Source organism: Methylosinus sp. DMC45 (assembly GCF_056313885.1).
Window position 1 is genome coordinate 170,307 of record NZ_JBQUZK010000036.1, and the last position, 22,549, is coordinate 192,855.

Sequence of the window (22,549 nt, forward strand, 5' to 3'; positions counted from 1 at the left end):
CGGAGAGTCTTCGCGCCGTGACCCCACCCTCCCCCTGAAGGGGAGGGTGGGCGTTCGCCGTCTGCGATCAGTCCTCGGCGCCCTCGCCCTCACCCTCGCCGCCGGCGTCGAGAATGCGCTCGGCGATGAGGCCGGAATTCTCGCGGATCGCCTGCTCGATCCGCTCGGCCGCTTCTTTGTTCTGCTTGAGGAAGGTCTTGGCGTTCTCGCGGCCCTGGCCGAGGCGCTGACTGTCATAGGAGAACCAGGCGCCGGATTTCTCGACGACGCCGGCCTTCACGCCGAGATCGATGAGCTCGCCGACCTTGGAGACGCCCTCGCCATACATGATGTCGAACTCGACCTGCTTGAACGGCGGCGCCACCTTATTCTTGACCACCTTCACGCGGGTCTGATTGCCGGTGACCTCGTCGCGGTCCTTGATGGAGCCGATGCGACGAATGTCGAGGCGCACAGAGGCGTAGAACTTCAAGGCGTTGCCGCCCGTGGTCGTCTCCGGCGAGCCATACATGACGCCGATCTTCATGCGGATCTGATTGATGAAGATGACGAGCGTGTTGGAGCGCGAGATGGAGGCGGTGAGCTTGCGCAGCGCCTGGCTCATCAGGCGCGCCTGCAAGCCGGGCTGCACCTCGCCCATCTCGCCCTCGATCTCGGCGCGCGGCGTCAGGGCCGCGACCGAATCGATGATGAGAACGTCGACCGCGCCGGAGCGCACGAGCGTGTCGGTGATCTCCAGCGCCTGCTCGCCCGTGTCGGGCTGAGAGATCAGCAGCTCCTCGAGATTGACGCCGAGCTTGCGGGCGTAGACCGGATCGAGCGCATGCTCGGCGTCGACGAAGGCGCAGACGCCGCCCTTCTTCTGCGCCTCGGCGATCACATGCAGCGCCAGAGTGGTCTTGCCCGAAGATTCCGGCCCATAGATCTCCACGATACGTCCGCGCGGCATGCCGCCGACGCCGAGCGCGATATCGAGCCCGAGCGAGCCGGTCGAGATCGTCTCGATCTCCACGGCTTTCTGATTCTTGCCGAGCCGCATGATCGAGCCTTTACCGAAGGCCCGCTCGATCTGCGACAAAGCGGCGTCCAGCGCCTTGGTCTTGTCCACGGATGTTCCTTCCACGAGGCGGAGATTGGCTTGGCTCACGGCGATGATTCCTTCTGGCACGGGTCGGGCGGCGGGCGCAACGCGAGATGCGGCCCCGGGGCGAAAGACTTGTGATGATTGGATCAGAAGCGAAGGCGAAGATCGGATGGGCAGATTGTATCGCATTTGTTCTCTTCGCCAAGTTCTTTTTTTGTTCTCGGTGATTTTTCCCGCGCAGCCCGGCTGGGCGCGGGCCGGGCGCGAGCCGAGGAATGGAACCGGCTTGAAGTCCGCGAGTTCCTGGGCGTAAGGGACCGCAGCCGGCCCCCGGCCTATTTCTCATGATCGACAGCGGAGTTTCGACAGCCCATGAGCGACACGCGCGCGCCTTCCCGTCCCGACGCCGTTATCGACCCCGCCGATCCGCGCTGGGCGCGGCTGCATCGGCTGATCGACACGCATTCGCTGCTGCGCGGCGATTTCACGCTCTCCTCGGGCCGCAAGAGCAATTATCTCTTCCAGCTGCGCCAGACGACCATGCTGCCGGAAGGCGCGCATCTCATCGCCGATATCGTCGTCGATTATATGAAGGCGCAGGGGATAAGAGGCGTCGGCGGGCTGGCCGTGGGCGCCGTGCCGCTGGTGGCGGCCATCGCCGCGGTGAGCTTTCCCAAAGGCGCGCCGGTCGAGGCTTTTTTCGTGCGCAAGGAGGCCAAGGGCCATGGCGCCAAGGAGCGCATCGACGGCTATGTGCCCAAGGACGGGGAGGCGCTGATCGTGGACGATGTGGCGACCACGGGCGGCTCTATATTGGAGGCCATCGCCGGCATGGCGGAGGAACACCCGCAGGCGAGAGCGACGCGGGCGCTGGTCGTGATCGACCGAGAGGAAGGCGCTGCGGAAAAGCTCGCCGAAAAGGGAATCACGCTGGTGTCGATCTTCAAGCGCGGCGACTTTACGATATAGCTTCTCATACCGTTTCGGAGGGAGAGCCCATGAATTGCGCGACGCCGATGGTCCTGGCCTTCATCGCTTGCGGAGGCGTCGCGGCGCCGGCGCTGGCGCAATCGAGCGATCCTTCCGCCGGGCGGCGTCTCGCCGCCTCGCTCTGCGTCGAATGCCATCGCATAGACGACAAGACGCCGGCCAAGGACGAGGCCGCCAAAGCGCCGAGCTTCGTCGATGTGGCGCGCATGCCCTCGACGACCGAGCTGGCGATCAAGGTTTTTCTGCGCAGCTCGCATCGGAACATGCCCAATCTCATCCTCACGCCGGATGAGATCGACTCGCTCTCCGCCTATATCGTCGGTCTCGCGCCCGCGCGTTGAGGCGTCACGGCTTCGGGCAGTCGGGCTGCAGAAACTTCGCGTCTATGGTGAAGCCGGAGCGCTCGCGCGTGACGCCGCTCTTTTGCGTGAGCGTCGTCTTCGATTGCGCGCGATACCAGCTCGAGAAATCGCCCGTGAACAGAAGGCTCGTCACCTCGCGCGCGCCGTGGAGATCGCATGAGAAAGTGACGATGACCTCGCCGCCCTGCGCGGATTCGACCGTCGGCTTCGTGCAATTGTCCTGCGGGGCGCCGAGCAGGCCGTCGCTCGCCTCGATGCAGACGTCATGCGACTGCAATCCCACTTCCGGCGATATCGTTTTTATGCGCCACAGGCCGGGCCGACGCTGCGGGAGATCATCCGCCGAAGCGCTCGCGGCGAAGGGCAAGATCACGGCGATGAGCGTCGCGCGACACGCGGTAGAAAGGTTCAACTCTTCGCCTCGATGACGGATGATCTTTTACGGCGCGGACTATGTGACGCGCGCCTTTGCGAGGCAATTCGTTTTCGATGTCGAGCGCTTTTTTGAGAATAGCTCCCGCGCGCGCATCCCTATTTTTCCCGATAGCGTGACGCGGCCTCCCGAAGGAGGCCGCGCGACGGAGACTCAGGCCTGGCCCGCGGCGCCTTGGCCCTTGGGAATGCGCAGCACCTGGCCGGGATAGATCTTGTCGGGATCGGAGAGCAGCGGCCGATTGGCGGCGAAGATCTCTTCGTATTTTCCGCCCTTGCCCTGGCCATATTGCGTCTCGGCGATCTTCCACAGCGTGTCGCCCTGGCGCACCTTGTAGAAGAAGGATTCCGTCTCCTGCTTGCCGACGACGATATTGCTCTCGACCTGCGAGACGCCCTTGGTGTTGCCGACAGCGAGCACGATCTTCTCTGCGTCGCTGGTGGACTCGGCCTTGCCGCCGAGCTTGACCTTGTCGCCATCGACCGAGATTTCGATCTTGGAGGCGTCGAGGCCTTTCTTCTCGATCTCCTTCTTCAGCTCTTCGGCCGGCGCGGCGGCGTTCTCGGTCGCGCCCTTGGGCGAAGGCGCATTCTTGTCGATCTTGTCGCCGCTCTTCGAGTTGTTCCAGAAATTGAAGAGACCCATTTTCTCGACCTCCTTCGCGCTTTGGCGTGAGCGCGAGCGCCGGTGGAATGGCGCCCGCGCCGCGTTACATAGGGCGCGCCGCGCTCAGGCGAGCCCATCGCGAAGAAGGCGCTCTTTCGCCGCCCGCACCCATAGCTTCGCGGCGAGCGGCGAGAAATGCAGGCCGTCATCGGTCATCTCCGGCAGCCGCGCGCCATTGTGCGAGAGCTGCGGCGCGAGATCGACGACGGCGAGCCCGCGCGCCTCGGCGAGCGCGCGCATCAGCGCATTGATCTCGTCTATGCGCGGCGCCATCGCCGCATCGGCGACATGGGGCGCGAGCATCAGAACGCCGCGCGCATCCTCCGGCAGGCGGCGCAGCAGCGCGCGAAAATCATTTTCGATCTGCGCGAGCGGCGCCTCGTCGAACAAGAGATCGTTCAAGCCCCCGTCGATGACGAAGCAGCGCGCGCCCATCATGCGCGCCTCGACGATTTGCGCGCCTATATCCTTCAGCGTCGCGCCGCCGAGACAAAGGCGCAGCACGTCGAAAGGACGCCGGCGGAGCGGGCGCCAATCGCATTGCGCTGCGAGGCTGTCGCCGACGATGGCGTAGCGCGGCGGCCGCAGACGCGCGACGCGCCGATGCAGCGCGAGACGAAAGGCGCGCCGCACGCCGGCGTCGGAGGCCGCGATCAGCGCGCCGAAGAGCAGCGGGAGGATGCCGAGAATGAAAAGAATTTGCGCCAATGTCGCGATCATCGCCCTCGCCGCCTCGCCCGCGTCATCGGCGGAACATAGACCTGAATCGACTCTGAGGAGGACGCACGCATGATCGCCCGCATCGCCAAGATCCTGCTCACCGCCTGCGCCGGCCTGCTGGGCCTCATCGCCGGGCTCGGCAATATTTTCGATTATGACACGAATTTCGAGGTTCTTCGCCATGTCGTCGCCATGGACACGACCCATGCCGACGCCGCGCTGATGAGCCGCGCCATTCTCTCCGACTCGCTTCAGCGGCTGCTCTATGCCGGGACCATCGCGACGGAGCTCGCCTTCGGCGCGCTCTGCCTCTATGGCGCGCTGCGGCTTTTTGGCGCACGAAAGGACGAGCCGGCGCGCTTCGAAGCGGCGAAGCAATGCGCCATCGGCGGGCTCGCGCTCGGCTTCGCGCTCTATTTTTTCGGCTTCATGATCATCGGCGGCGAATGGTTCCAGATGTGGCGTTCCCTTGATTGGAACTTCCAGCAGCCGGCCTTTCGATTCATCGGCTCGCTCGGATTCATCCTGCTCTTCGTCGCGCAGCCGGAACCCCCGCGCGGCTGAAGCGGCGAGCGCATTGTTTGGAACCGATCCAATCTATGGAGTTTGACGGGATTGGCGCTCCTTCACTAGATTTCGCGCGTCCCGCTCATTCGCAGAGTTCCCTCTCGCGATCGGAGAATCTGACTATGGCGCTCGCCGCTCGATCGCGCCTCTCGACTTTGTCGCGCGCTTTTTTCTTTCTGCTCGCAGCCGCCGCGCCGGCGGCGAGCCTCGAATCGACGACGAGCGACGCGCGCGCCGCCGATGAGGCGCATCTCTCGCAGCGCGAGCTGCTGGGGAAACGAATTTTCGAGGACAAGAGCCTCTCGGAGCCCGCCGGCCTCTCCTGCGCCTCCTGCCATGATCCCGCCAAGGCGTTTCAGGGCAATAATGGCTCGCCCATAGCGGCGCTGGCGCGCGGCAGCCGGCCGGACGCGCTCGGAACGCGCAAGACGCCGACGCTCGGCTATGTGTCCTTCAGCCCGCGCTTTCATTTCATGAAGAAGAAGGACGAGGAGACCGGCGAGACCGAGCTGGTTCCCGTCGGCGGACAATTTTGGGACGGCCGCGCGGACGATCTCGCCGCGCAAGTGGAAGGGCCGCTGCTCAATCCGCGCGAGATGAACAATCCGTCGAAAGCCGCCGTGGTCGAGAAGATAAAATCCGGCGCCTATGCCGATCTCGCGCGACGCCTCTATGGCGAGAAGATTTTCGAGAGCGACGCGGGTTTCGACAAATTGGCGCATGCGGTCGCCGCCTATGAGAGCAGCGAGCGCTTTCATCCTTTCTCGTCCAAATTCGACGATTTTCTGCGCGGACGCGAGAAATTGACCGCCGAGGAAGCGAAGGGCTTCGCGCTGTTCAAGGACAAGAAGAAGGGCAATTGCATCGCCTGCCATGTCGGCGAGGAGAAATCGCGCCGGCCGCAGGACTGGCTGTTCACCGATTTCAGCTATGACGCGCTGGGCGCGCCGCGCAACGCCGCCATACCGGACAACAAAGACCCGGCATTTGTCGATCTCGGCCTCTGCAAGCGCGAGGGGCTCGCCAAGGTCGCGCCCAAGGGCTACGCCATCGACAGCCTCTGCGGGCAGTTCAAGGCGCCGACCTTGCGCAACATCGCCGTCACCGGCCCCTATCTGCACAATGGCGTCTTCGCCAGCCTGCGCGATGTCGTGGCCTTCTATGCGACGCGCGACACCGATCCCGCGCGCTGGTATCCCAAGAAAGAGGGCGCGACCGCAAAATATGACGATCTGCCGGAGACGTTCCACGACAATGTGAACGTCAAGGAAGTTCCCTATGATCGCAAGCCGGGCGAGACGCCGCGGATCGACGAGAGCGAGATCGACGCCATCGTCGCCTTTCTGCACACGCTGACCGACCGGCCCGCGCCCGCGGCGAAGGCGGAGAGATAGAGTGTTTTCGAGCGAAGCGGGAACCGGTTCGCGTGAAGAAAACACGACCGAACAAGGAGATTTAGAGAGCCGCAAGACGAGAGCCGCCGCGAAAAGGACATAAGCCTAGGGCCGGATGCCGCCTTCTTTCCCTCGAGGAGGCGGCCCATGCGGCTTCGCGTGCTTCTGCTCGTTTGCGTGTCTTCGATCGCTCTCACCCCCGCCTGGGCGAAGGAGACGATCGTCGAGGCGACATCGACGATCGACGGCGTCATCGTCCATCCCGACGCCGCCACGGTGACGCGCAGAGCGACGATCGATCTGCCCGCCGGCGCCGCGACAATTCTCCTCAAAAATCTTCCCTTCGCGCTCGACGCCGATTCGCTGCGCGTCTCCGGCGAGGCGAATGGGCGCGTGACGATCGGCGCCGTCGAGGCGCGGCTCGCGCCGGCGGAGACGCAGGCCCCGGACACGGCGATCGAGGCGAAGCTGAAGCAATTGCGCGCCGCGCGCGAGAGCCTGCAAGTGACGCTGGACGCGCTCGCCGCCAAGCAGGCGATGATCGCGCGCTATTCGCAGGCCGGACCGGAAAAGCTCGGCCCCGAGACGCGGCCGCTCGCGATCGGCGAATGGAGCGCGGCCTTCGACGCCATCGCCTCCGCATTGACCAGAACCGGCGAGGAATTGCGCGGCGCCCGCGTCAAGGCGAAGGAGCTCGACGACGAGATTCACGCGCTGGAGGCGGGAACAGGCGCGCGCGCGACGCGGCGCCCCTCGCGCGAGATCGCCATAGCGGTCGAATCGGCGAGCGGCGGCAGGCTGCAATTGTCGCTCTCCTATCTCGTCTCCGGCGCCTATTGGCGGCCCGCCTATGACGCGCGGCTGGAGACCGGCGGCGCGGAGGGCAAGCCGCAGCTCGAATTCATCCGCCGCGCCGCGGTGACCCAGAGCACGGGCGAGGATTGGAACGATGTCGCGCTCTCCGTCTCGACGACGCGCGCGCATCGCGGCGCAGCGGCGCCCGATGTGCAGCCGCAGCGCGTGAGCTTCTACGAGCCGCCGATCGTCTATGCGCCGAAAGCCGCGGCGCCCGCTCCGATGGAGCGGCAGATGCGCAGATCGGCGGAAGCGCCGATGGCAGCCGCTGCGGCGCCCGAGCCGGCGCCGGCGCCGGCGGAGCAGCAGACGGCCGCGCTCGAATCCAACGCCTTTCAGGCGAGCTTCAAAATCTCCGGCCGCGTCGGCGCGCCCGGCGACGGAACGACGAAGAGCTTTATCCTCTCCTCGCGCCGCATGACGCCGACGCTCGCCGCGCGCATCGCGCCGGCGCTCGATCCCACGGCTTTTCTCGAGGCGCGCATCGTCAATGAGGAGGACGCCCCGCTGCTGGCCGGCCCCGTCGCCGTGCAGCGCGACGGAATGCATGTGGGGCAGAGCCGCATCGCTTTCGTCGCGCCGGGAGAGGCGGTGGAGCTCGGCTTCGGCGCAGACGACAAGATCAAGGTCGCGCGCGCGCCGGTCAAGCGCCTCGAGAATGACCCGAGCTGGTTCGGCCAGACGAAATACGAGACGCGCGACTTCAAGACGACGGTCGAGAATCTGCACGATTTCATCGTTCCGGTGACGGTCGTCGATCAGATCCCGTTTTCGGAGAATACAGCGATCACGGTGGAGACGCTGCCGCAGACGACCGCGCCCACGACGAAGCAGATCGCCGACAAGCGCGGCGTTATGGGCTGGAGCTTCGACGCCAAGCCGCGTGAAACGAAAGAGCTGCGCCTCGCCTATCGCGTGAAATGGCCGGCGGAGCGCGACATTGTGACACAACCGGCGCCGATCACGCCGAGATGACGGACTTGAAAGGGACTTCGGCGTAGCCATTTGTGTCGTGTCGCGGCGCACGCGCGACGAGGAGACTCCCTGATGCATGTCAATATCGCCGCGGCGGAAGCCGCCATCACCGCCGCCCGCAAGCGCGCCTCCGAGCTCGGCACGAAAATGTGCATCGCCGTCGTCGATTCCGGCGCCGATCTGAAAGCCTTCTATCGCATGGACGACGCCTGGGTCGGCAGCATCGACATTGCGATCAAGAAGGCGAAGACGGCCGTCTTCTTCGGCATGCCGACGGGCGAGATCGGCAAGCTGTCGCAGCCGGGCGGTCCGCTCTTCGGCATAGAGCATTCCAATGACGGGCTCATCACCTTCCCCGGCGGCCTGCCCATCGTCGACGAGGATGGCGTGCTGGTCGGAGCCATAGGCGTCAGCGGCAGCTCGGTGGAGAATGACCACGCCGTCGCGCAGGCCGGTGTCGCCGTCGTCGGCGTCAGCGATCTGCCGGCGCATCCTTGGCGGACGTGAGCGCGCCGTCGAGCCAATCGCGCCACTGCGGCGCCGCGCCGATGAAATCGGCCAGCGCCGCATAGCCGCCGCTATTGGGGTGGGCGCCGTCGCCGGCGGCCGCCTCCTGCAAAAGCACGCCGCAGCGCGCAGCGAAGCCGCGCGTCTCGATATAGGGAATGCGCAGCGCGGCGCAGAGCTTTTGCAATCGCGGGCACAGACGATCGATCCGCGCTGCGCCCGGCAGAAACGGCCCGACCATCAATACGGGCGCGCGCGTCATAGCCTCGCGCAGCATTTGCTCCGCATGGGCCAGCGTCTCCTCGAGCGGAACGCGCGCGCGGCCCGCTCGCTCCTCCACGCAATCATTGGCGCCGAAGGAAAACAGCAGACGCGCGTCGCAATCTTCCGGCAGACGACGCCGCGCCTCCTCCCGCCAGCGCGCGGCGATATCGGCGCTGGTGTCGCGGCGAATGCCGAGATTATAAGCGGTGACGTCCCGCCCCGCCCGGCGCTCCCGCGAGACGAGCCGGCCCACCCAGCCGAGACCATCATCGTCGCCGGTTCCATTGACGAGGCTGTCGCCGAAAAAGCAGATGCGAACCGGCGTGGTCATTCCGCCTCCGCGCGCCATCCGCAGAGCGCCAGCGCTTCGCGCATATGCGCGGGCGCCGGGGCGCGCACGACGATGCGCTCCTTGTTCTCGCGCATCGGAATGTCGATCTCGCGCGCGTGAAGATGCAGCGGCGGCGCGCCTTCGCGCTTGCCATGGCCATAGACGGGATCGCCGAGCATGGGCCAGCCCATAGCCTGGCAATGAACGCGCAGCTGATGCGTGCGGCCGGTCTGCGGCCTCAGCTCGAGGAAGGCGAGATCATTGCCCTGCGCGTCGCGGGCGCGTCCCAGCACGCGCCAATCCGTCTGCGCCGGCAGGCCCAGCGGATCGGGGCGCATCCACCATCCGCGCGTCGAATCGAGCCGGCCGAGCGCCATGTCGATATGGCCCTCCTCCGCGGAAGGCGCGCCTTCGACGATCGCCCAATAGGTCTTTTTGATGCGCCCGTCATGAAACAGTCTGCCGAGCCGCTCCAGCGCCTTGCGGTGACGGCCGAGCACGAGGCAGCCCGAGGTGTCGCGATCGAGCCGATGGGCGAGCGCCGGCGCGCGCGGCAGGCCGAAGCGCAGAGCGTCGAAATGGTCCTCCAGATTCTCGCCGCCCTTGGGGCCGCGATGCACGGGCAGGCCGGCGGGCTTGTCGACGACGAGCATCAGCCCGTCCCGATAGAGGAGGCGCGAGACGAGATCATCCGGTGTCATGGGCGTCATCCTAATCGAATCGGCGATTTCGCGTGAGGGCAGGCGGCCCGCCCTTGCCGCCGCGTGGCGCGCGCTAGCTAGAGACATGCGGAGCCAGCCCTTCTTCCGAGGGCCGGCGATAGAGAACAACGGAGAGCACCATGGCCGAAGAAGACCAAGTCGACCGCCTGATGTCGCGGAACGCCTATATATTCGGAGGAGTCGGAGCCGTGCTCGGCGCGATCATGGGCGCCGGCGTCGTCGGCTTTCCCGCCGCGATCGGGACGGTGATCATCGGCGCGCTGCTGGGCGGCATTCTCGGGTCCTTCATCGTCACCAAATGACCCGGCCGAGCGACGCCATTTGGACGGAGCGCGGCCGCATGAAGCCGCCGCGCTCCCGCCGCGCTCAAGCCGAATGGCCGAGATGCGCGAGCACGACATCCAGCGCGCCGACGCGCTCCAGCAGCCAATAGGCGCCGAGCAGCGCGATGACGGCCGATAGCGCATAGACGAGCTGCGGGCTGCGCTTGCCGCCGGTCTGCTTGTCGATGAGGAGCAGCGCCGGCACGAAGACCAGCACGATCGCCACCTGTCCGAGCTCGACGCCTATGTTGAAGGAGGCGAGCGCCGGCAGCACGGCGTTCGCCAGCACGCCCAGCTCCTTCAGCCCGCTGGCGAAGCCGAAGCCATGGACGAAGCCGAAGAGAAACGTGTCGCGCCAGCGTCCATCGACGCGGCGCGAGAAGAAATTCTCGACCGCGACATAGATGATCGACGCGGCGATCGCCGCCTCCACCCATTGCGAGGGCAGCGTGACGATATCGAGCGCCGCCAGCGACAGCGTGACCGAATGCGAGACCGTGAAGGCGGTGACGATCTTCACCACCGGCCAGACGCGCGTCGCCCAGAGAAGAATGGCGATGAGGAAGGAAATGTGGTCGTAGCCGGTGAGAATATGCTCGACGCCGGCCTGCACGAATTTCCACATCAGCTGCCACACCGTCTCCAGCGGCTTGGAGAGATCGAGCGGAGGATCGGCCGGGCGGAGCATGGTCTCGCCGGCGTTGGCGCCGGTCAGCGTGACGAGATGCTTGGCCTTGGAGCCCGCGGCCGCCAGCAGCTTCCCGGCGTCGTAGAAAACCCGGCCGGGAACGCCGGCGCAGTCGAACTTCAGCTTCACCAATGCGCTGTCCGCATTGCTGGGGTCCTCGCCGGCATAATCCACGCGGCCGGCGCAGGCGTGGCCTTCGGCGTCATGCATGGCGACGCGGCGCTGAATGAGCTTGCCGATCTCCGTCTCCAGCACGCCGGGCTGCGACAGCTCGACGCCCGCGCGCTCCGCCATCGTCTCGGAGAAAATGCGCTCGAGATCGGTCGCCAGAAAGCCGACGTCGACCTGATAGGAATGGTCCTTCTCGGGCGTGATCTTGGCGGTGGAGATATCCGCCGTATGGGCGAAGGCCGGCGCGATCGACGCGAGCAATGCGGCGACGATGATCGGCAGGCATTTCAACGACCAGCTCATTTTCGAAGGACTCCGGGCAAGCCTGACGGGGCCGCGACAATGCCCGACGCCGCGAAAATGGACAAGACCGCGCCGCGCGGGCCGGCGCGCGATTGCGGCGGCGCGCCCGGACGGGTAAAAAACAAAGAGATGCGGCCCAGATTGGACCGCCGCGCGGGGGGAGCGTCCGACATGCAGCGTGTCACCATGACCATCGACGATGATCTCATGGCCGCTCTCGACCAATATATGGAGGCCGGAGGGCATCAGAATCGGTCCGAGGCGGTGCGCGATCTCGTGCGCGCCGGCCTGCTGAAGAAGCCCGAGGCCGACGGCGGCGACCGCCCCTGCATCGGCGCGCTCGTCTATCTCTACGATCACGAGACGCGGCAATTGTCGAAGCGGCTGATGCACGACCATCACAGCCACGCCGACCTCTCCATCGCCGCCCTGCATGTGCATGTCGACGCCGAGACCTGCCTCGAAGTGTCGCTGCTGCGCGGCCGCAAATCCGAGGTGGAGCATTTCGCGCGGCACGTGATCGGCGAGCGCGGCGTGCGCTACGGCCAGCTCGTCGTCGCGCCGGCCGAGGCGCATTCGCCGGACGGCTCCGCTCATGCGACGAGCCATGGCCACGGTCACAGCCATGCGTGAGCGACTGTGACGCAAATGCAACGCTGCGGGTAAATCCGTAAGCGGCCGTTGACCCCGGCCCCGTTCGTATGATCGAATAAAATAAAAATCATACGAATGGGGAGCTACGATGATCCGCCGCCGGCTTGGAGAAATATCCGCGCTCGCTCTGGCGACGGCGCTGTGGAGCGGGACGGCCTTCGGGCAAGAGGCGCTTCCCGAGATCGAGGTCGGAGCCAATGCGCCGGCCTCCGCCTCGGCCGCGACGCCCAGGCCCGCCGACGGCGTCGCCCAGAAGCCGGAGGTGACGATCAACGCCGCCAGCGAAAAAGTGTGGACCGGCCAGCAGGTCAACGCCGTTCCATTCTCGCGGCCCGGCGAGGCGCTGGAGGTGGTGCCCGGCCTCATCATCACCCAGCACAGCGGCGAGGGCAAAGCCAACCAATATATGCTGCGCGGCTTCCAGCTCGATCACGGCACCGATCTCTCGCTCACGCTGGACGGCATGCCGATCAACATGCGCACTCACGGCCACGGCCAGGGCTACGCCGACGCCAACTTCCTCATTCCAGAGCTGCTCTCCTCCATCGTGGCCCGCAAGGGACCCTATTACGCCGACAAGGGCGATTTCTCCTCGGCCGGCGCCGTCGACATGCAATATGTCGACAGGGTCGACCCCGGCCTGATCGCGGCGACGGGCGGCAGCTTCGCCTATGGGCGCCTGCTGAGCATCAAATCCTTCGAGGTGAATGGCGGCAATCTGCTCGCGGCGATCGAGAGCGGCGTCTATAGCGGCCCCTGGACGCGGCCGGACGAGGTGCGCAAGATCAATTCGGTGCTGCGCTGGTCACGCGGGACGCAGGATGACGGCGTCTCCATCACCGCCATGGCCTACGCCAATCGCTGGTTCTCGACCGACCAGATACCCGAGCGCGCCGTCTATGGCGGGGCGATTCCGCTCTGGGGCAATATCGACCCCACCGACGGCGGCAACGCCTCCCGCTTCAGCCTCTCCGGCCGCTGGAGCCAGACCGAGGGCGCGCATTCGTCGCGGATCGAGGCCTACGCCATTCGCTCGACGCTCAATCTCTACAATAATTTCTCCTATTTCCTCGCGCAGCCGGACATTTCCGACCAGTTCCGCCAGTTCGATCGCCGCACCGTGCTCGGCTTCAACGCGCAGCATTCGGTGAAATATGAATTCGCCGGCTTTCCCATAGAGACGCGCGTCGGGCTGCAGAGCCGCTACGACAATATTCGCGTCGGCCTGCAGGACGCCTATCGTCGCCAACCCTATGACACGATCAGCAATGACCAGGTGGCGGAAGGCAGCGTCGGCCTGTGGACCGACACGACGGTGAGCTGGACTCCCTGGCTGCGCACCGTCGCCGGCGTGCGCCTCGATTATTACGGCGCGTCGGTCGGCAATATTCAGGACCCGCTCTCCGCGCCCAAGGATTCGGCGACCGGCCTGCCGATCTGGACCGGCCCGTGGAATTCCGGCAGCAAGACCGCCGCGCTGTCGAGCCCCAAGGCCGGCATTATTCTCGGCCCCTTCGAGAAGACCGAATTCTTCCTCAATTTCGGCGAGGGCTTCCATTCGACCGACGCCCGCGGCACGGTCACCACGCTCAGCCCCGCGGACGGCTCGCAGGTCGCGACCATTCCGCTGTTGGTGAAATCGCGCGGCGCCGAGATCGGCGCGCGCACCAAGATCATCGACGGGCTCGACTCCTCGGTGAGCTTCTGGTGGCTCGACTTCGATTCCGAGAATCAGTTCGAGGGCGACACCGGCAACACGACCTTCGGCCGTCCGAGCCGGCGCTACGGCGTGGAAATCACCAATCACTACTCGCCGACGCCCTGGCTGCATCTCGAGGGAGATGTGGCGCTCACCCATGCGCGCTTCCGCGGCGTGGACCAGCTGCAGGCGCTCACCTGGGTCGGCCTGCTGCAGCCGGGCTCCTTCCAATATGGAACCTATGTCGGCAACGCCGCCGGCAATTTCGTTCCCGAGGCTCCGAGCATCGTCGCCTCGGGCTCGATCGAGGTCGGCGAGAAGACCGGCTGGTTCGGCGCTCTGCGCTATCGCTATTTCGGCACGCGGCCGCTGACCGAGGACGGCGCCTTCAAATCGCCGGCGACCGGCAGCCTCAATCTGCGCGTCGGCTATCGCTTCGACAATGGCTGGGCGATCCAGGCCGACGCGTTCAACGTCACCAATTCGCGCTCGGATCAGATCACCTACGCCTATGGATCGCTGCTCAAGACCGACGCGCTCTATGGTCTCTGCCAGGCGGGAACCGCGCCCGCCAATGTCTGCGCGATCGGCGTGATGGACCGTCATTTCAAGCCGATGGAGCCCGCGGCCGTGCGCGTCACCGTGAGCGGTCCGCTTCCCTTCTGATCGCTGTCGCAAAGGTTTCATACTGCGATCTGGCGCCCTGCGGAAAGCTCGGCTAGGCTGAGCGTTCCGCAGGGCGCGGGCTTTCCCGTCGTCGATGCGATTCCTTATCTAAGGCGCGTGATTTTTTCGGCGCGCCGAGCTCTTTGCGAAAGAGACGATTATGACCGCGACCAAGCCCGAGAAGAAAAAGCTCGTCATCTTTTGCGACGGCACATGGAACGAGCCCACCAAGCGCGGCACCAATGTCGTCCGCATGCTCCAAGGCACGGATTTCGCCGACTCCGACGGCAATCCGCAGCTCACCCATTACATCGCCGGCGTCGGCACGCGGAAGGACGAGAAGGTCGTCGGCGGCGCATTCGGCTTCGGCATCTCCGAAAACATAAAGGACGCCTACGCCTTCATCGTCAGCAATTACGAGCCCGGCGACGATATTTATCTCTTCGGCTTCAGCCGCGGCGCCTATACGGCGCGCAGCATCGCCGGGCTCATTCACAATCTCGGCGTGCTGCAGCGCTGGAATCTGCCGCTCGTCTCCATCGCCTATGACCATTACAAGGACAGAGCCGAGGAATGGCGCCCCGGCGGCGCCTCCGCGCAGAAATTTCGCGACGAGAATTGCCATCCCTATCCGGCCAAGATCAAATTCCTCGGCGTGTGGGACACGGTCGGCGCGCTCGGCGCGCCCTATGGCGAAATTATTGGCCGGCTCATCGACAAATTCTTCCACACGAGCTTTCACGACGTGACGCTGAGCACGAGCGTCGATTCCGCCTATCACGCGCTGGCGGCGGACGAGCGCCGCTGGCCCTTCCGGCCGACGCCGATCGCGCTCACCGACTATCACCGCGAGCGCAATGCGGCGAGCAGCTACCCGCTCTATGCGCAGCGCTGGTTTCCGGGCGTGCACTCCAATGTCGGCGGCGGCTATGAGGAGCACGGCCTCTCGGACTATGCGCTGGTGTGGATGGCCGAGCGCGCCGCGGAGAATGGTCTGAAGCTGTTGAATTTTTCCAATGTGAAGCTCTCCTTCACCCGGCCTTTCGGACCCGATCCTGCCGAGAAGATTCAGAACAGCCAGACATTCCTCTATCGTCTGGCGACCGTGCTGCTGGTGAAGCTGCCGGCGACGCTCGGCCTGCCCTCCGTCTATCCGCTCGAGGATCAGCGCCTCGCCAAATTTGTGACCTGGAGCGGCGATTACATCCGCCCCATCGATTCCAGCGAGGATTTCGCCCCGGTGCGCGAGAAAGCGGAGATCGACCCCGCCTATCGGCCGAAGCAGCTGGCGACTCTCCCCAGCGTGAAGGAGCCGGAGGAGGAGAAAGTGCGCGAGCCGGCATGAGGAGGCTCAGCGCCGCCGCTCTTTCACATATCCCCGCAGCACGGCGTTGATGCGCCGCTGATAGCCAGGACCTTCCTTCTTGAAAAAGTCGATGAGGTCCTGGTCCAGCCGGATGGAGATCGCCTGCTTTTTCGGCGGAACGACGACCTCGGCCTTGCTCCAGTCGATCGGCTCGAATTCGGCCCAATCAGGATCGCTCGCGATCGCCGCGTCGATTTCGGCGTCCGATTTTTCCGGCAAAGGAACCGGCCGCGCTCCGACATTTCTGTCGTCACGTTTCGCCGATATGCGCGTAGTACGCTTCTCGCTCATAGCTCCTTGCCATTCTGGCCGAAATCAACCGCTTTCGGCCACTCCTCTCGGTGTATACGACCGTGACCACTCGTCCTGAAACCGCACCGACAGCCAACCACCGCACTTCGCCCGAGCGGTCGGATGAAACCGTCACATAGGGCGTCTCGAATAGCTCGAGCACGTCCATGAAGGATATTCCGTGCTTTTCCAGGTTTGCTTCACTCTTGCGCGAATCCCACTCGAAATCTCCGAAAAAGGCGTCCATCCTCGCACATGTCCGTGCCGCGTTTCATAGCAAGATATATATTCGTATATACAAATGCCGACATCAAGCTCCGGTCGTCACGAAATGTGTTTTGGGTGGATATTTCTCGGTTTCTCCTCATTTCCGGCGTCGACCGTGATAGCTGAAGGCAAAGTCACGAGAGCCGATGCGATACCCACCCTCCTTCCTCGATGAAATTCGCGCCCGCGTGCCGGTCTCGGCCGTGGTGTCGAAGAAGGTCAAGCTCAAGAAGGAGGGGCGCGAGTGGCGCGGGCTGTCGCCCTTTCAGGCGGAGAAGACGCCCTCCTTCTATGTCAATGACCAGAAGGGCTTCTACAAGGACTTCTCCTCCGGCAAGCATGGGGACGGCTTCACCTTTCTGATGGAGACCGAGGGCCTCACCTTCCCCGAGGCGGTCGAGCGGCTCGCCGGAATGGCCGGCCTGCCCATGCCGGTGGAGACGAAAGAGGCGCAGGAGGCGGAGCAGCGCCGCGGCTCTCTGACCGAGGTGCTGGAATGGGCGGCGCAATTCTTCGAGAAGCAGCTGCGCGGCCCCGCCGGCGCCGAGGCGCGCGCCTATCTCGCCCGCCGCGAGCTGGGTGAAAAGGAGCAGGCGCAGTTTCGGCTAGGCTTCGGGCCGAGCGAGCGCTATGCGCTGCGCGACCATCTCGCCGGCAAGGGCGCGAGCGTCGAGACAATGATCGAGGCCGGCCTGCTCATCCATGGCGAGGACATCGCCGTCCCCTATGACCGATTCCGCAATCGGATCATGTTTCCGATCGCGGACCGCTCCGGCCGCGTCATCGCCTTCGGCGGGCGGGCCATGGAGAAGGACGCCAAGGCCAAATATCTCAACTCGCCGGAGACGCCGCTCTTCCACAAGGGCGCGACGCTCTACAATCTGCACAACGCCCGCAAGGCGGCGCATGAGGCGGGAAACATCATCGCCGTCGAGGGCTATGTCGACGTCATCGCCATGACCGCGGCCGGCTTTCCGCAGACGGTGGCGCCGCTGGGCACAGCGCTGACGGCCGAGCAATGCGGCCTGCTGTGGAACCACGCCGAGGAGCCGATTCTCTGCTTCGACGGCGACAAGGCCGGGCGCAACGCCGCCTTTCGGGCGATCGACACGGCTCTGCCGCTGATCGGCCCCGGCCGCAGCCTGCGCTTCGTGCTGCTGCCGGACGGGCAGGACCCGGACGAGCTCTTGCGCTCCGCCGGCCCTTCCGCCTTGGCCACGGCCGTGGCCGCGGCGCGCCCGCTGGTCAATCTGATATGGGCGCGGGAGACGGAGGGCGTTCCGCTCGACACGCCCGAGCGGCGCGCCGCGCTCGAACGCCGCCTCTCCGAGCTCGGCCGCGCCATCGCCGACGAGACCTTGCGCCGGCATTATCAGAGAGAATTCTCCGACCGCTGCGATTCGCTGTTCGGCCGGGCGCGCGGCCAATTTCAGCGCCGGCCGGAGGCCCGCCGTCCGGGCGGACCGCAGCGCTTCCGCCGCGATTTCGAGCCGACGCGCGGCCCGCTGACGATTGGCGCGGCGCTCGCCAATTCCCCGCTCTATCGCGGCACCACGCCCGCCATCGCGCCGCGCGAGGCGCTCATTTTGCTGATTCTCCTAAATCACCCGGAGCTGCTCGCCGCCCATCTAGAGGCGGTGTCGGCGCTCGATTTCGCCTCGGCGGAGGGCGAGAAGCTGCGCGCCGTGCTGGTGCGCACCCTCGCCGACGGGGCTGGCGGGCGCGAAGAATTCGCTCGCGCCGCCGCCGCCGCCGGGCTAGAAGCATTTTGCGAGAAATTGGCGGGAATGGGCGCCCATGCGACGCTGTGGAGCGTGCGCGCCGAGGCGGCCCCGGCCGACGCCGCCGAGAGCCTGCGCCAAGCTCTCGTCTTGCAACATCGCGTGCGCGCATTAGATAAAGAGCTGCGGAAAATCGAGGCGAGGTTGGCGATCGCGCCCAACGAGCAAGATTCCGCGAGATTAAGCGATATTCAGGCGCAATTGAACGCGCTCGATGGAACCGAAGCCGCTCTCGACGGGTTCGGTTCACAATCGGGCCGTTCGGCGAGAAGCCTTTGACCCGCAAGCCGATCGGACGACGAGCAAAAGCTCTACCGATTTGGTTAGGCGAAAGTTAAGCCCTGGCCGCGACTGTGGGCTCGGGCGAATCGGTAGGGTCCTCTGCGGGGTCGGCCGTCTTGTCATGCGGTCGACGCTGTGGTTTTTCGTTAAAATGCGGCGAGCGGAAAAGTGAACGATCCCGGCATGGCGCAGCCTTCGGCTCGGAATGGCGGCGTGGGGTGGGGCTTGGAGCGAAGAATGGCGAAAAAAGACGACGAGAAAGTCGAAAACGAGGGCGCGGTGGCGGTGGAAACCGCCGACGGTCCTCTGCTCGACCTCAACGACGCCGCCGTCAAGCGGATGATCAAGCTCGCCAAGAAGCGCGGCTTCGTCACTTATACCGAGCTGAACGCCGTTCTGCCGTCCGAGGAAGTGTCCTCCGACCAGATCGAGGACGTCTACGCCATGCTGCAGGAGATGGGCATCACCGTCTCCGAGGGCGACGACCCGGACGACGCCGAGGGCGAGGAGCAGCAGGAGGAGGAGGAGGCCGAGGGCGGCGAAGTCGTCGAATCCGCCCGCTCCACCGCCGTCGCCACGCGCACCTCCGAGCCCGCCGACCGCACCGACGATCCCGTCCGCATGTATCTGCGCGAGATGGGCTCGGTCGAGCTGCTGTCGCGCGAGGGCGAGATCGCCATCGCCAAGCGCATAGAGGCCGGCCGCGAGGCGATGATCGCCGGGCTCTGCGAGAGCCCGCTGACCTTCCAGGCCATCATCATCTGGCGCGAGGAGCTGGAGGCCGGCAAGGTCCTGCTGCGCGACATCATCGATCTCGAGGCGACCTACGCCGGCCCCGAGGGCAAGAACGCCGGCAAGCCGCCGGTCACGCCGTCCGATCTCGCGCCCGCCACCGCGCCGCGCTCGCCGCCGGCCGCGCTGGGCGAAGCCGGCGCGCCGCCGGAGGAGGCCTTCGAGGAGGAGGACGACCTCGAGAATTCGGTCTCGCTCTCCGCCATGGAGACCGAGCTGAAGCCCAAGGTTCTGGAAACTTTCGCCCGCGTCGCCGATGCTTACAAGAAGCTGCGCCGGCTGCAGGATCAGAATGTCGAGAACAAGCTCAAGAACGAGACTCTGACCCCGGCGCAGGACCGCAAATACAAGCAGCTCAAGAAAGAGATCGTCACCGATGTGAAGTCTCTCTCCTTGAACCAGAACCGTATCGAGGCGCTGGTCGAGCAGCTCTACGACATCAACAAGCGCCTCATCGGCTATGAGACCAAGCTGCTGCGTCTCGCCGACGCGCAGGGCGTCGCGCGCGAGGACTTCATCGACAAGTTCCAGGGCTCGGAGCTCGATCCCAAATGGATCATGCGCGTCTCCAAGCTCGGCTCGCGCGGCTGGAAGGAATTCGTCGCCAACGAGAAAGACCGGATCAAGGAGCTGCGCGGCGAGATTCACGCGCTGGCGACCGAGACGGGCCTCGAGATCGCCGAGTTCCGCAAGATCGTCCATATGGTTCAAAAGGGCGAGCGCGAGGCCCGGCAGGCGAAGAAGGAAATGGTCGAGGCGAATCTGCGTCTCGTGATCTCCATCGCCAAGAAATACACCAATCGCGGCCTGCAGTTCCTGGACCTCATTCAGGAAGGCAATATCGGCCTGATGAAGGCGGTCGATAAGTTCGAATATCGCCGCGGCTATAAATTCTCGACCTACGCCACTTGGTGGATTCGGCAGGCGATCACGCGCTCCATCGCGGATCAGGCGCGCACGATCCGCATTCCGGTGCATATGATCGAGACGATCAACAAGATCGTGCGCACCTCGCGCCAGATGCTGCACGAGATCGGCCGCGAGCCGACCCCGGAGGAGCTGTCCGAGAAGCTCGCCATGCCGCTGGAGAAAGTGCGCAAGGTGCTGAAGATCGCCAAGGAGCCGATCAGCCTGGAGACGCCGATCGGCGACGAGGAGGATTCGCATCTCGGCGATTTCATCGAGGACAAGAACGCCATTCTCCCGATCGAGGCGGCGATCCAGTCCAATCTGCGCGAGACGACGACGCGCGTATTGGCCTCGCTGACGCCGCGTGAAGAACGCGTGCTGCGCATGCGCTTCGGCATCGGCATGAACACCGACCACACGCTCGAGGAAGTCGGCCAGCAGTTCTCGGTGACGCGCGAGCGCATTCGCCAGATCGAGGCGAAGGCGCTGCGCAAGCTGAAGCATCCCTCGCGCTCGAGGAAGCTGCGGAGCTTCTTGGACAATTGATATCGAATGGCCGGCCTCGCGCCGGCCATTTTGTTTCAAGTGGCCAATTGTTCGTATCGAACCGAAGCCTTTCACATTGGATGAACGCGCCTCCAACGCCTCGCGCCGAGCCGAGCGCAAGCGCCGCGGCGTCGTCTACACGCCTGCTCCCATCGCCCGTTTTCTCGTCGCCCGAACCATTGCGCTGTCGCTCGACGAGCGGCGCGCGGCGCTCCTCGCGCAGCATGGCGGATGCGAGACGCCCGCCTTCTGGCGCGCATGGCTCGACGCTCTGCGGTCCTTCAAGATCATCGATCCCGCCTGCGGCGATGGCGCGCTTCTCGACGCCGCCTTCGACGAAATGGCGCGACGCTATGAGGAGACTGCGCTCGGCGCGATGATCGCGCTCGATGCGGCGCGCGAGACGATCGCCAATAATCTCTTCGGCATGGACATAGATGCGCGCGCGGTGGAGGCCGCGCGCCGCGCGCTGTGGAGCCGATGCCCGAAGATCGCCGCGACGAGCGCACCTGAAGGCTCGCAGTCCGAGGCGGCGACTGGACCGCGAGCCTTCAGGCTCGCTCTCGATCCAAACCATCCTCACGACAATTTGCGCGTCGGCGACAGCCTCATCGACGATAGTGCGGCGCGTAGCGGCTTCGATGTCGTCATCGGCAATCCGCCCTATGTGCGGATGGAATATCTCAAAGCGGCGAAGCCCTATCTCGCGAAACATTACGCCGTCGCCGCGGAGCGCGCCGATCTCTACGCCTATTTCTTCGAGAAAGGCGTGCGATTGCTGAGAGAGGGCGGACGGTTGGGCTTCATCTCCTCGTCGAGCTTCTTTCGCACCGGCGCCGGCGAGAGCCTGCGTCGCTTCCTCGCCGGGAATGCGACGATCGAAAGCGTCATCGACTTCGGCGATGTGCGCGTCTTCGACGATGTCGTCACCTATCCGGCGATCGTGACGCTGAGGAAGAGCGCGGATCGCGGCGATCTCTCCTTTCTGCTGTTGAAGGATCGCGCGCCGAAGGACCTCGAGGCGGAGTTTGCGGAGAATGCGCGGCCAATGCCGCAGGCGCGGCTCGGCGCCGCCTTCTGGCGCTTCGAGGAGGAGGCGCTGGCGCGTCTGCGCGACAAGATCGCGCAAGGCCGCAAGACGCTGCGAGAGACCTATGGCGCGCCGCTCTGGGGGATCAAGACGGGGCTCAACGACGCTTTCGTCATCGACGGCGCGACGCGCGACGCGCTCGTCGCCGCCGATCCGTGCAGCGCCGAGATTTTGAAGCCCTATTGTCGCGGGGGAAGCATCGGACGCTGGCGCGCCGCGCGCGAGGACTGGCTCGTCGATGCGCCGAAAGGCGCTTTCGACATCGCCGAATATCCGGCCGTTGCGGCATGGCTCGCGCCGCTGCGCGAACGGCTGGAGCGCCGCGCCACGCGACAAAAATGGTTCGAGCTGCAACAGGCGCAGCTCGCCTATCGCGCCGGCTTCGCGGCGCCCAAGATCGTGTTTCCAGATATTTCGCAAGGGCCGAAATTCGCGCTCGACGAAAGCGGCGGCCTCATCGACGCGACCTGCTTCTGCCTGCCTTGCGCCGATCTCGCTCTGCTCGCCTTTCTCAATTCGCGGCTCTGCTGGTTCGTGCTGCATTCCGTCTCCAATCCGCTGCGCGGCGGCAAATGGCGGCTGCGGCTGAAGGCGCAATATTTGGAGCCGCTGCCACTGCCCGATCTCGCCTCCCCTGTCGCGGAACGGCTCGCGGCGCTGGCGCGCGCCAATTGCGTCGCCGCAGCCGATCCCGACGCGGCCGGGCGCCTCGCCGCCGAGATCGAGAGCCGGGAGCAGGAGATCGATGCGTTGATCTACGATCTCTTCGGCCTGTCGGCGGCGGAGGCGGAATTGCTGGAGGCCTCGCTCGCCGGGCAATATTGAAAGGCGAAATCCCGCCCGGATTGCGC

Annotated in this window: 22 protein-coding genes; 13 read left to right on the forward strand and 9 right to left on the reverse strand. The window is 65.3% G+C overall.

The window, feature by feature from the left end; all coding sequences use genetic code 11:
* Positions 1–67: 67 nt before the first annotated feature.
* Positions 68–1,147, reverse strand: a complete 1,080-nt coding sequence (gene recA / locus ACT53T_RS10325; RefSeq protein ID WP_400765849.1) for a recombinase RecA — start codon at positions 1,145–1,147, stop codon at positions 68–70.
* Positions 1,148–1,456: 309 nt separating this feature from the next.
* On the opposite strand from recA, the gene pyrE reads away from it, so the two are divergent.
* A complete protein-coding gene (gene pyrE, locus ACT53T_RS10330) occupies positions 1,457–2,053 on the forward strand; it encodes an orotate phosphoribosyltransferase (protein WP_476161116.1) in 597 nt (198 codons plus the stop codon).
* Between the two features lie 29 nt (positions 2,054–2,082).
* Positions 2,083–2,415, forward strand: a complete 333-nt coding sequence (locus ACT53T_RS10335) for a c-type cytochrome (protein ID WP_018267812.1) — start codon at positions 2,083–2,085, stop codon at positions 2,413–2,415.
* 4 nt (positions 2,416–2,419) lie between these two features.
* On the opposite strand, the gene ACT53T_RS10340 is transcribed toward ACT53T_RS10335, so the two are convergent.
* From ACT53T_RS10340 to ACT53T_RS10350, 3 genes are all read right to left on the reverse strand, one after another.
* Entirely contained in the window at positions 2,420–2,848 is a 429-nt protein-coding gene (locus ACT53T_RS10340; RefSeq protein ID WP_476161117.1) for a DUF3617 domain-containing protein, read from the reverse strand.
* Positions 2,849–3,022: 174 nt separating this feature from the next.
* Positions 3,023–3,514: a peptidoglycan-binding protein LysM gene (lysM, locus tag ACT53T_RS10345; protein ID WP_476161118.1), complete on the reverse strand. Its 492-nt coding sequence runs from the start codon at positions 3,512–3,514 to the stop codon at positions 3,023–3,025.
* 84 nt (positions 3,515–3,598) lie between these two features.
* On the reverse strand, positions 3,599–4,255 hold the full coding sequence (locus tag ACT53T_RS10350) for an SGNH/GDSL hydrolase family protein (protein WP_476161119.1): 657 nt from the start codon (positions 4,253–4,255) through the stop codon (positions 3,599–3,601).
* A gap of 69 nt (positions 4,256–4,324) precedes the next feature.
* On the opposite strand from ACT53T_RS10350, the gene ACT53T_RS10355 reads away from it, so the two are divergent.
* The 4 genes from ACT53T_RS10355 to ACT53T_RS10370 all read left to right on the forward strand — a co-directional run bounded on the left by ACT53T_RS10355 (position 4,325) and on the right by ACT53T_RS10370 (position 8,553).
* Complete coding sequence (locus tag ACT53T_RS10355) at positions 4,325–4,819, forward strand: DUF2165 family protein (RefSeq protein ID WP_476161120.1); 495 nt, start codon at positions 4,325–4,327, stop codon at positions 4,817–4,819.
* A gap of 125 nt (positions 4,820–4,944) precedes the next feature.
* Complete coding sequence (locus ACT53T_RS10360) at positions 4,945–6,216, forward strand: cytochrome-c peroxidase (protein WP_476161121.1); 1,272 nt, start codon at positions 4,945–4,947, stop codon at positions 6,214–6,216.
* A gap of 147 nt (positions 6,217–6,363) precedes the next feature.
* Complete coding sequence (locus ACT53T_RS10365; RefSeq protein ID WP_476161122.1) at positions 6,364–8,046, forward strand: mucoidy inhibitor MuiA family protein; 1,683 nt, start codon at positions 6,364–6,366, stop codon at positions 8,044–8,046.
* Positions 8,047–8,118: 72 nt separating this feature from the next.
* A complete protein-coding gene (locus tag ACT53T_RS10370) occupies positions 8,119–8,553 on the forward strand; it encodes a GlcG/HbpS family heme-binding protein (protein ID WP_400765835.1) in 435 nt (144 codons plus the stop codon).
* Here ACT53T_RS10370 and ACT53T_RS10375 read toward each other — a convergent pair.
* A complete protein-coding gene (locus tag ACT53T_RS10375) occupies positions 8,519–9,148 on the reverse strand; it encodes a GDSL-type esterase/lipase family protein (RefSeq protein WP_476161123.1) in 630 nt (209 codons plus the stop codon). The two genes, ACT53T_RS10370 and ACT53T_RS10375, sit on opposite strands and share 35 nt — an antisense overlap.
* Positions 9,145–9,849 carry an RluA family pseudouridine synthase gene (locus ACT53T_RS10380; protein WP_476161124.1) on the reverse strand — a complete coding sequence of 235 codons (705 nt, stop codon included), beginning with the start codon at positions 9,847–9,849 and terminating at the stop codon, positions 9,145–9,147. The genes ACT53T_RS10375 and ACT53T_RS10380 overlap by 4 nt, the downstream gene beginning before the upstream one ends.
* A gap of 140 nt (positions 9,850–9,989) precedes the next feature.
* Here ACT53T_RS10380 and ACT53T_RS10385 point away from each other — a divergent pair, with 140 nt between their 5' ends.
* Complete coding sequence (locus tag ACT53T_RS10385; protein ID WP_018267802.1) at positions 9,990–10,172, forward strand: hypothetical protein; 183 nt, start codon at positions 9,990–9,992, stop codon at positions 10,170–10,172.
* Positions 10,173–10,236: 64 nt separating this feature from the next.
* Here ACT53T_RS10385 and ACT53T_RS10390 read toward each other — a convergent pair whose 3' ends face one another.
* Complete coding sequence (locus ACT53T_RS10390; protein WP_476161125.1) at positions 10,237–11,355, reverse strand: HupE/UreJ family protein; 1,119 nt, start codon at positions 11,353–11,355, stop codon at positions 10,237–10,239.
* A gap of 171 nt (positions 11,356–11,526) precedes the next feature.
* On the opposite strand from ACT53T_RS10390, the gene nikR reads away from it, so the two are divergent.
* The 3 genes from nikR (at position 11,527) to ACT53T_RS10405 (ending at position 15,719) form a co-directional block, all read left to right on the forward strand.
* The gene (gene nikR / locus ACT53T_RS10395) at positions 11,527–11,988 is read left to right on the forward strand and encodes a nickel-responsive transcriptional regulator NikR (RefSeq protein ID WP_400765826.1); all 462 of its coding nucleotides are present in this window, start codon (positions 11,527–11,529) and stop codon (positions 11,986–11,988) included.
* 109 nt (positions 11,989–12,097) lie between these two features.
* Positions 12,098–14,374, forward strand: a complete 2,277-nt coding sequence (locus ACT53T_RS10400) for a TonB-dependent receptor (RefSeq protein ID WP_476161126.1) — start codon at positions 12,098–12,100, stop codon at positions 14,372–14,374.
* A gap of 160 nt (positions 14,375–14,534) precedes the next feature.
* Positions 14,535–15,719, forward strand: a complete 1,185-nt coding sequence (locus ACT53T_RS10405) for a DUF2235 domain-containing protein (RefSeq protein WP_476161127.1) — start codon at positions 14,535–14,537, stop codon at positions 15,717–15,719.
* A 6-nt stretch (positions 15,720–15,725) separates the two neighbouring features.
* Here the strand turns inward: ACT53T_RS10405 and ACT53T_RS10410 are convergent, their stop codons facing one another.
* Positions 15,726–16,031 (reverse strand): BrnA antitoxin family protein, encoded by a 306-nt coding sequence (locus tag ACT53T_RS10410; RefSeq protein ID WP_476161128.1) that lies wholly within the window; start codon positions 16,029–16,031, stop codon positions 15,726–15,728.
* The gene (locus ACT53T_RS10415) at positions 15,991–16,278 is read right to left on the reverse strand and encodes a BrnT family toxin (RefSeq protein WP_476161129.1); all 288 of its coding nucleotides are present in this window, start codon (positions 16,276–16,278) and stop codon (positions 15,991–15,993) included. The genes ACT53T_RS10410 and ACT53T_RS10415 overlap by 41 nt, the downstream gene beginning before the upstream one ends.
* A 166-nt stretch (positions 16,279–16,444) precedes the next feature.
* Here ACT53T_RS10415 and dnaG point away from each other — a divergent pair, with 166 nt between their 5' ends.
* From dnaG to ACT53T_RS10430, 3 genes are all read left to right on the forward strand, one after another.
* Positions 16,445–18,358 (forward strand): DNA primase, encoded by a 1,914-nt coding sequence (gene dnaG / locus ACT53T_RS10420; RefSeq protein WP_476161130.1) that lies wholly within the window; start codon positions 16,445–16,447, stop codon positions 18,356–18,358.
* A gap of 240 nt (positions 18,359–18,598) precedes the next feature.
* Entirely contained in the window at positions 18,599–20,608 is a 2,010-nt protein-coding gene (gene rpoD / locus ACT53T_RS10425) for an RNA polymerase sigma factor RpoD (protein ID WP_476161131.1), read from the forward strand.
* A 76-nt stretch (positions 20,609–20,684) separates the two neighbouring features.
* On the forward strand, positions 20,685–22,523 hold the full coding sequence (locus tag ACT53T_RS10430) for an Eco57I restriction-modification methylase domain-containing protein (RefSeq protein WP_476161132.1): 1,839 nt from the start codon (positions 20,685–20,687) through the stop codon (positions 22,521–22,523).
* Positions 22,524–22,549: the final 26 nt, after the last annotated feature.

Coding starts and splice junctions, on each gene's coding strand:
- ACT53T_RS10415 (WP_476161129.1), bottom strand. CDS start 16,278: ATGGACGCCTTTTTCGGAGATTTCGAGTGGGATTCGCGCAAGAGTGAA.
- ACT53T_RS10405 (WP_476161127.1), top strand. CDS start 14,535: ATGACCGCGACCAAGCCCGAGAAGAAAAAGCTCGTCATCTTTTGCGAC.
- ACT53T_RS10360 (WP_476161121.1), top strand. CDS start 4,945: ATGGCGCTCGCCGCTCGATCGCGCCTCTCGACTTTGTCGCGCGCTTTT.
- ACT53T_RS10385 (WP_018267802.1), top strand. CDS start 9,990: ATGGCCGAAGAAGACCAAGTCGACCGCCTGATGTCGCGGAACGCCTAT.
- dnaG (WP_476161130.1), top strand. CDS start 16,445: ATGCGATACCCACCCTCCTTCCTCGATGAAATTCGCGCCCGCGTGCCG.
- lysM (WP_476161118.1), bottom strand. CDS start 3,514: ATGGGTCTCTTCAATTTCTGGAACAACTCGAAGAGCGGCGACAAGATC.
- pyrE (WP_476161116.1), top strand. CDS start 1,457: ATGAGCGACACGCGCGCGCCTTCCCGTCCCGACGCCGTTATCGACCCC.
- rpoD (WP_476161131.1), top strand. CDS start 18,599: ATGGCGAAAAAAGACGACGAGAAAGTCGAAAACGAGGGCGCGGTGGCG.
- ACT53T_RS10380 (WP_476161124.1), bottom strand. CDS start 9,849: ATGACACCGGATGATCTCGTCTCGCGCCTCCTCTATCGGGACGGGCTG.
- ACT53T_RS10335 (WP_018267812.1), top strand. CDS start 2,083: ATGAATTGCGCGACGCCGATGGTCCTGGCCTTCATCGCTTGCGGAGGC.
- ACT53T_RS10375 (WP_476161123.1), bottom strand. CDS start 9,148: ATGACCACGCCGGTTCGCATCTGCTTTTTCGGCGACAGCCTCGTCAAT.
- ACT53T_RS10410 (WP_476161128.1), bottom strand. CDS start 16,031: ATGAGCGAGAAGCGTACTACGCGCATATCGGCGAAACGTGACGACAGA.
- ACT53T_RS10400 (WP_476161126.1), top strand. CDS start 12,098: ATGATCCGCCGCCGGCTTGGAGAAATATCCGCGCTCGCTCTGGCGACG.
- ACT53T_RS10350 (WP_476161119.1), bottom strand. CDS start 4,255: ATGATCGCGACATTGGCGCAAATTCTTTTCATTCTCGGCATCCTCCCG.
- ACT53T_RS10370 (WP_400765835.1), top strand. CDS start 8,119: ATGCATGTCAATATCGCCGCGGCGGAAGCCGCCATCACCGCCGCCCGC.
- ACT53T_RS10355 (WP_476161120.1), top strand. CDS start 4,325: ATGATCGCCCGCATCGCCAAGATCCTGCTCACCGCCTGCGCCGGCCTG.
- nikR (WP_400765826.1), top strand. CDS start 11,527: ATGCAGCGTGTCACCATGACCATCGACGATGATCTCATGGCCGCTCTC.
- ACT53T_RS10365 (WP_476161122.1), top strand. CDS start 6,364: ATGCGGCTTCGCGTGCTTCTGCTCGTTTGCGTGTCTTCGATCGCTCTC.
- ACT53T_RS10390 (WP_476161125.1), bottom strand. CDS start 11,355: ATGAGCTGGTCGTTGAAATGCCTGCCGATCATCGTCGCCGCATTGCTC.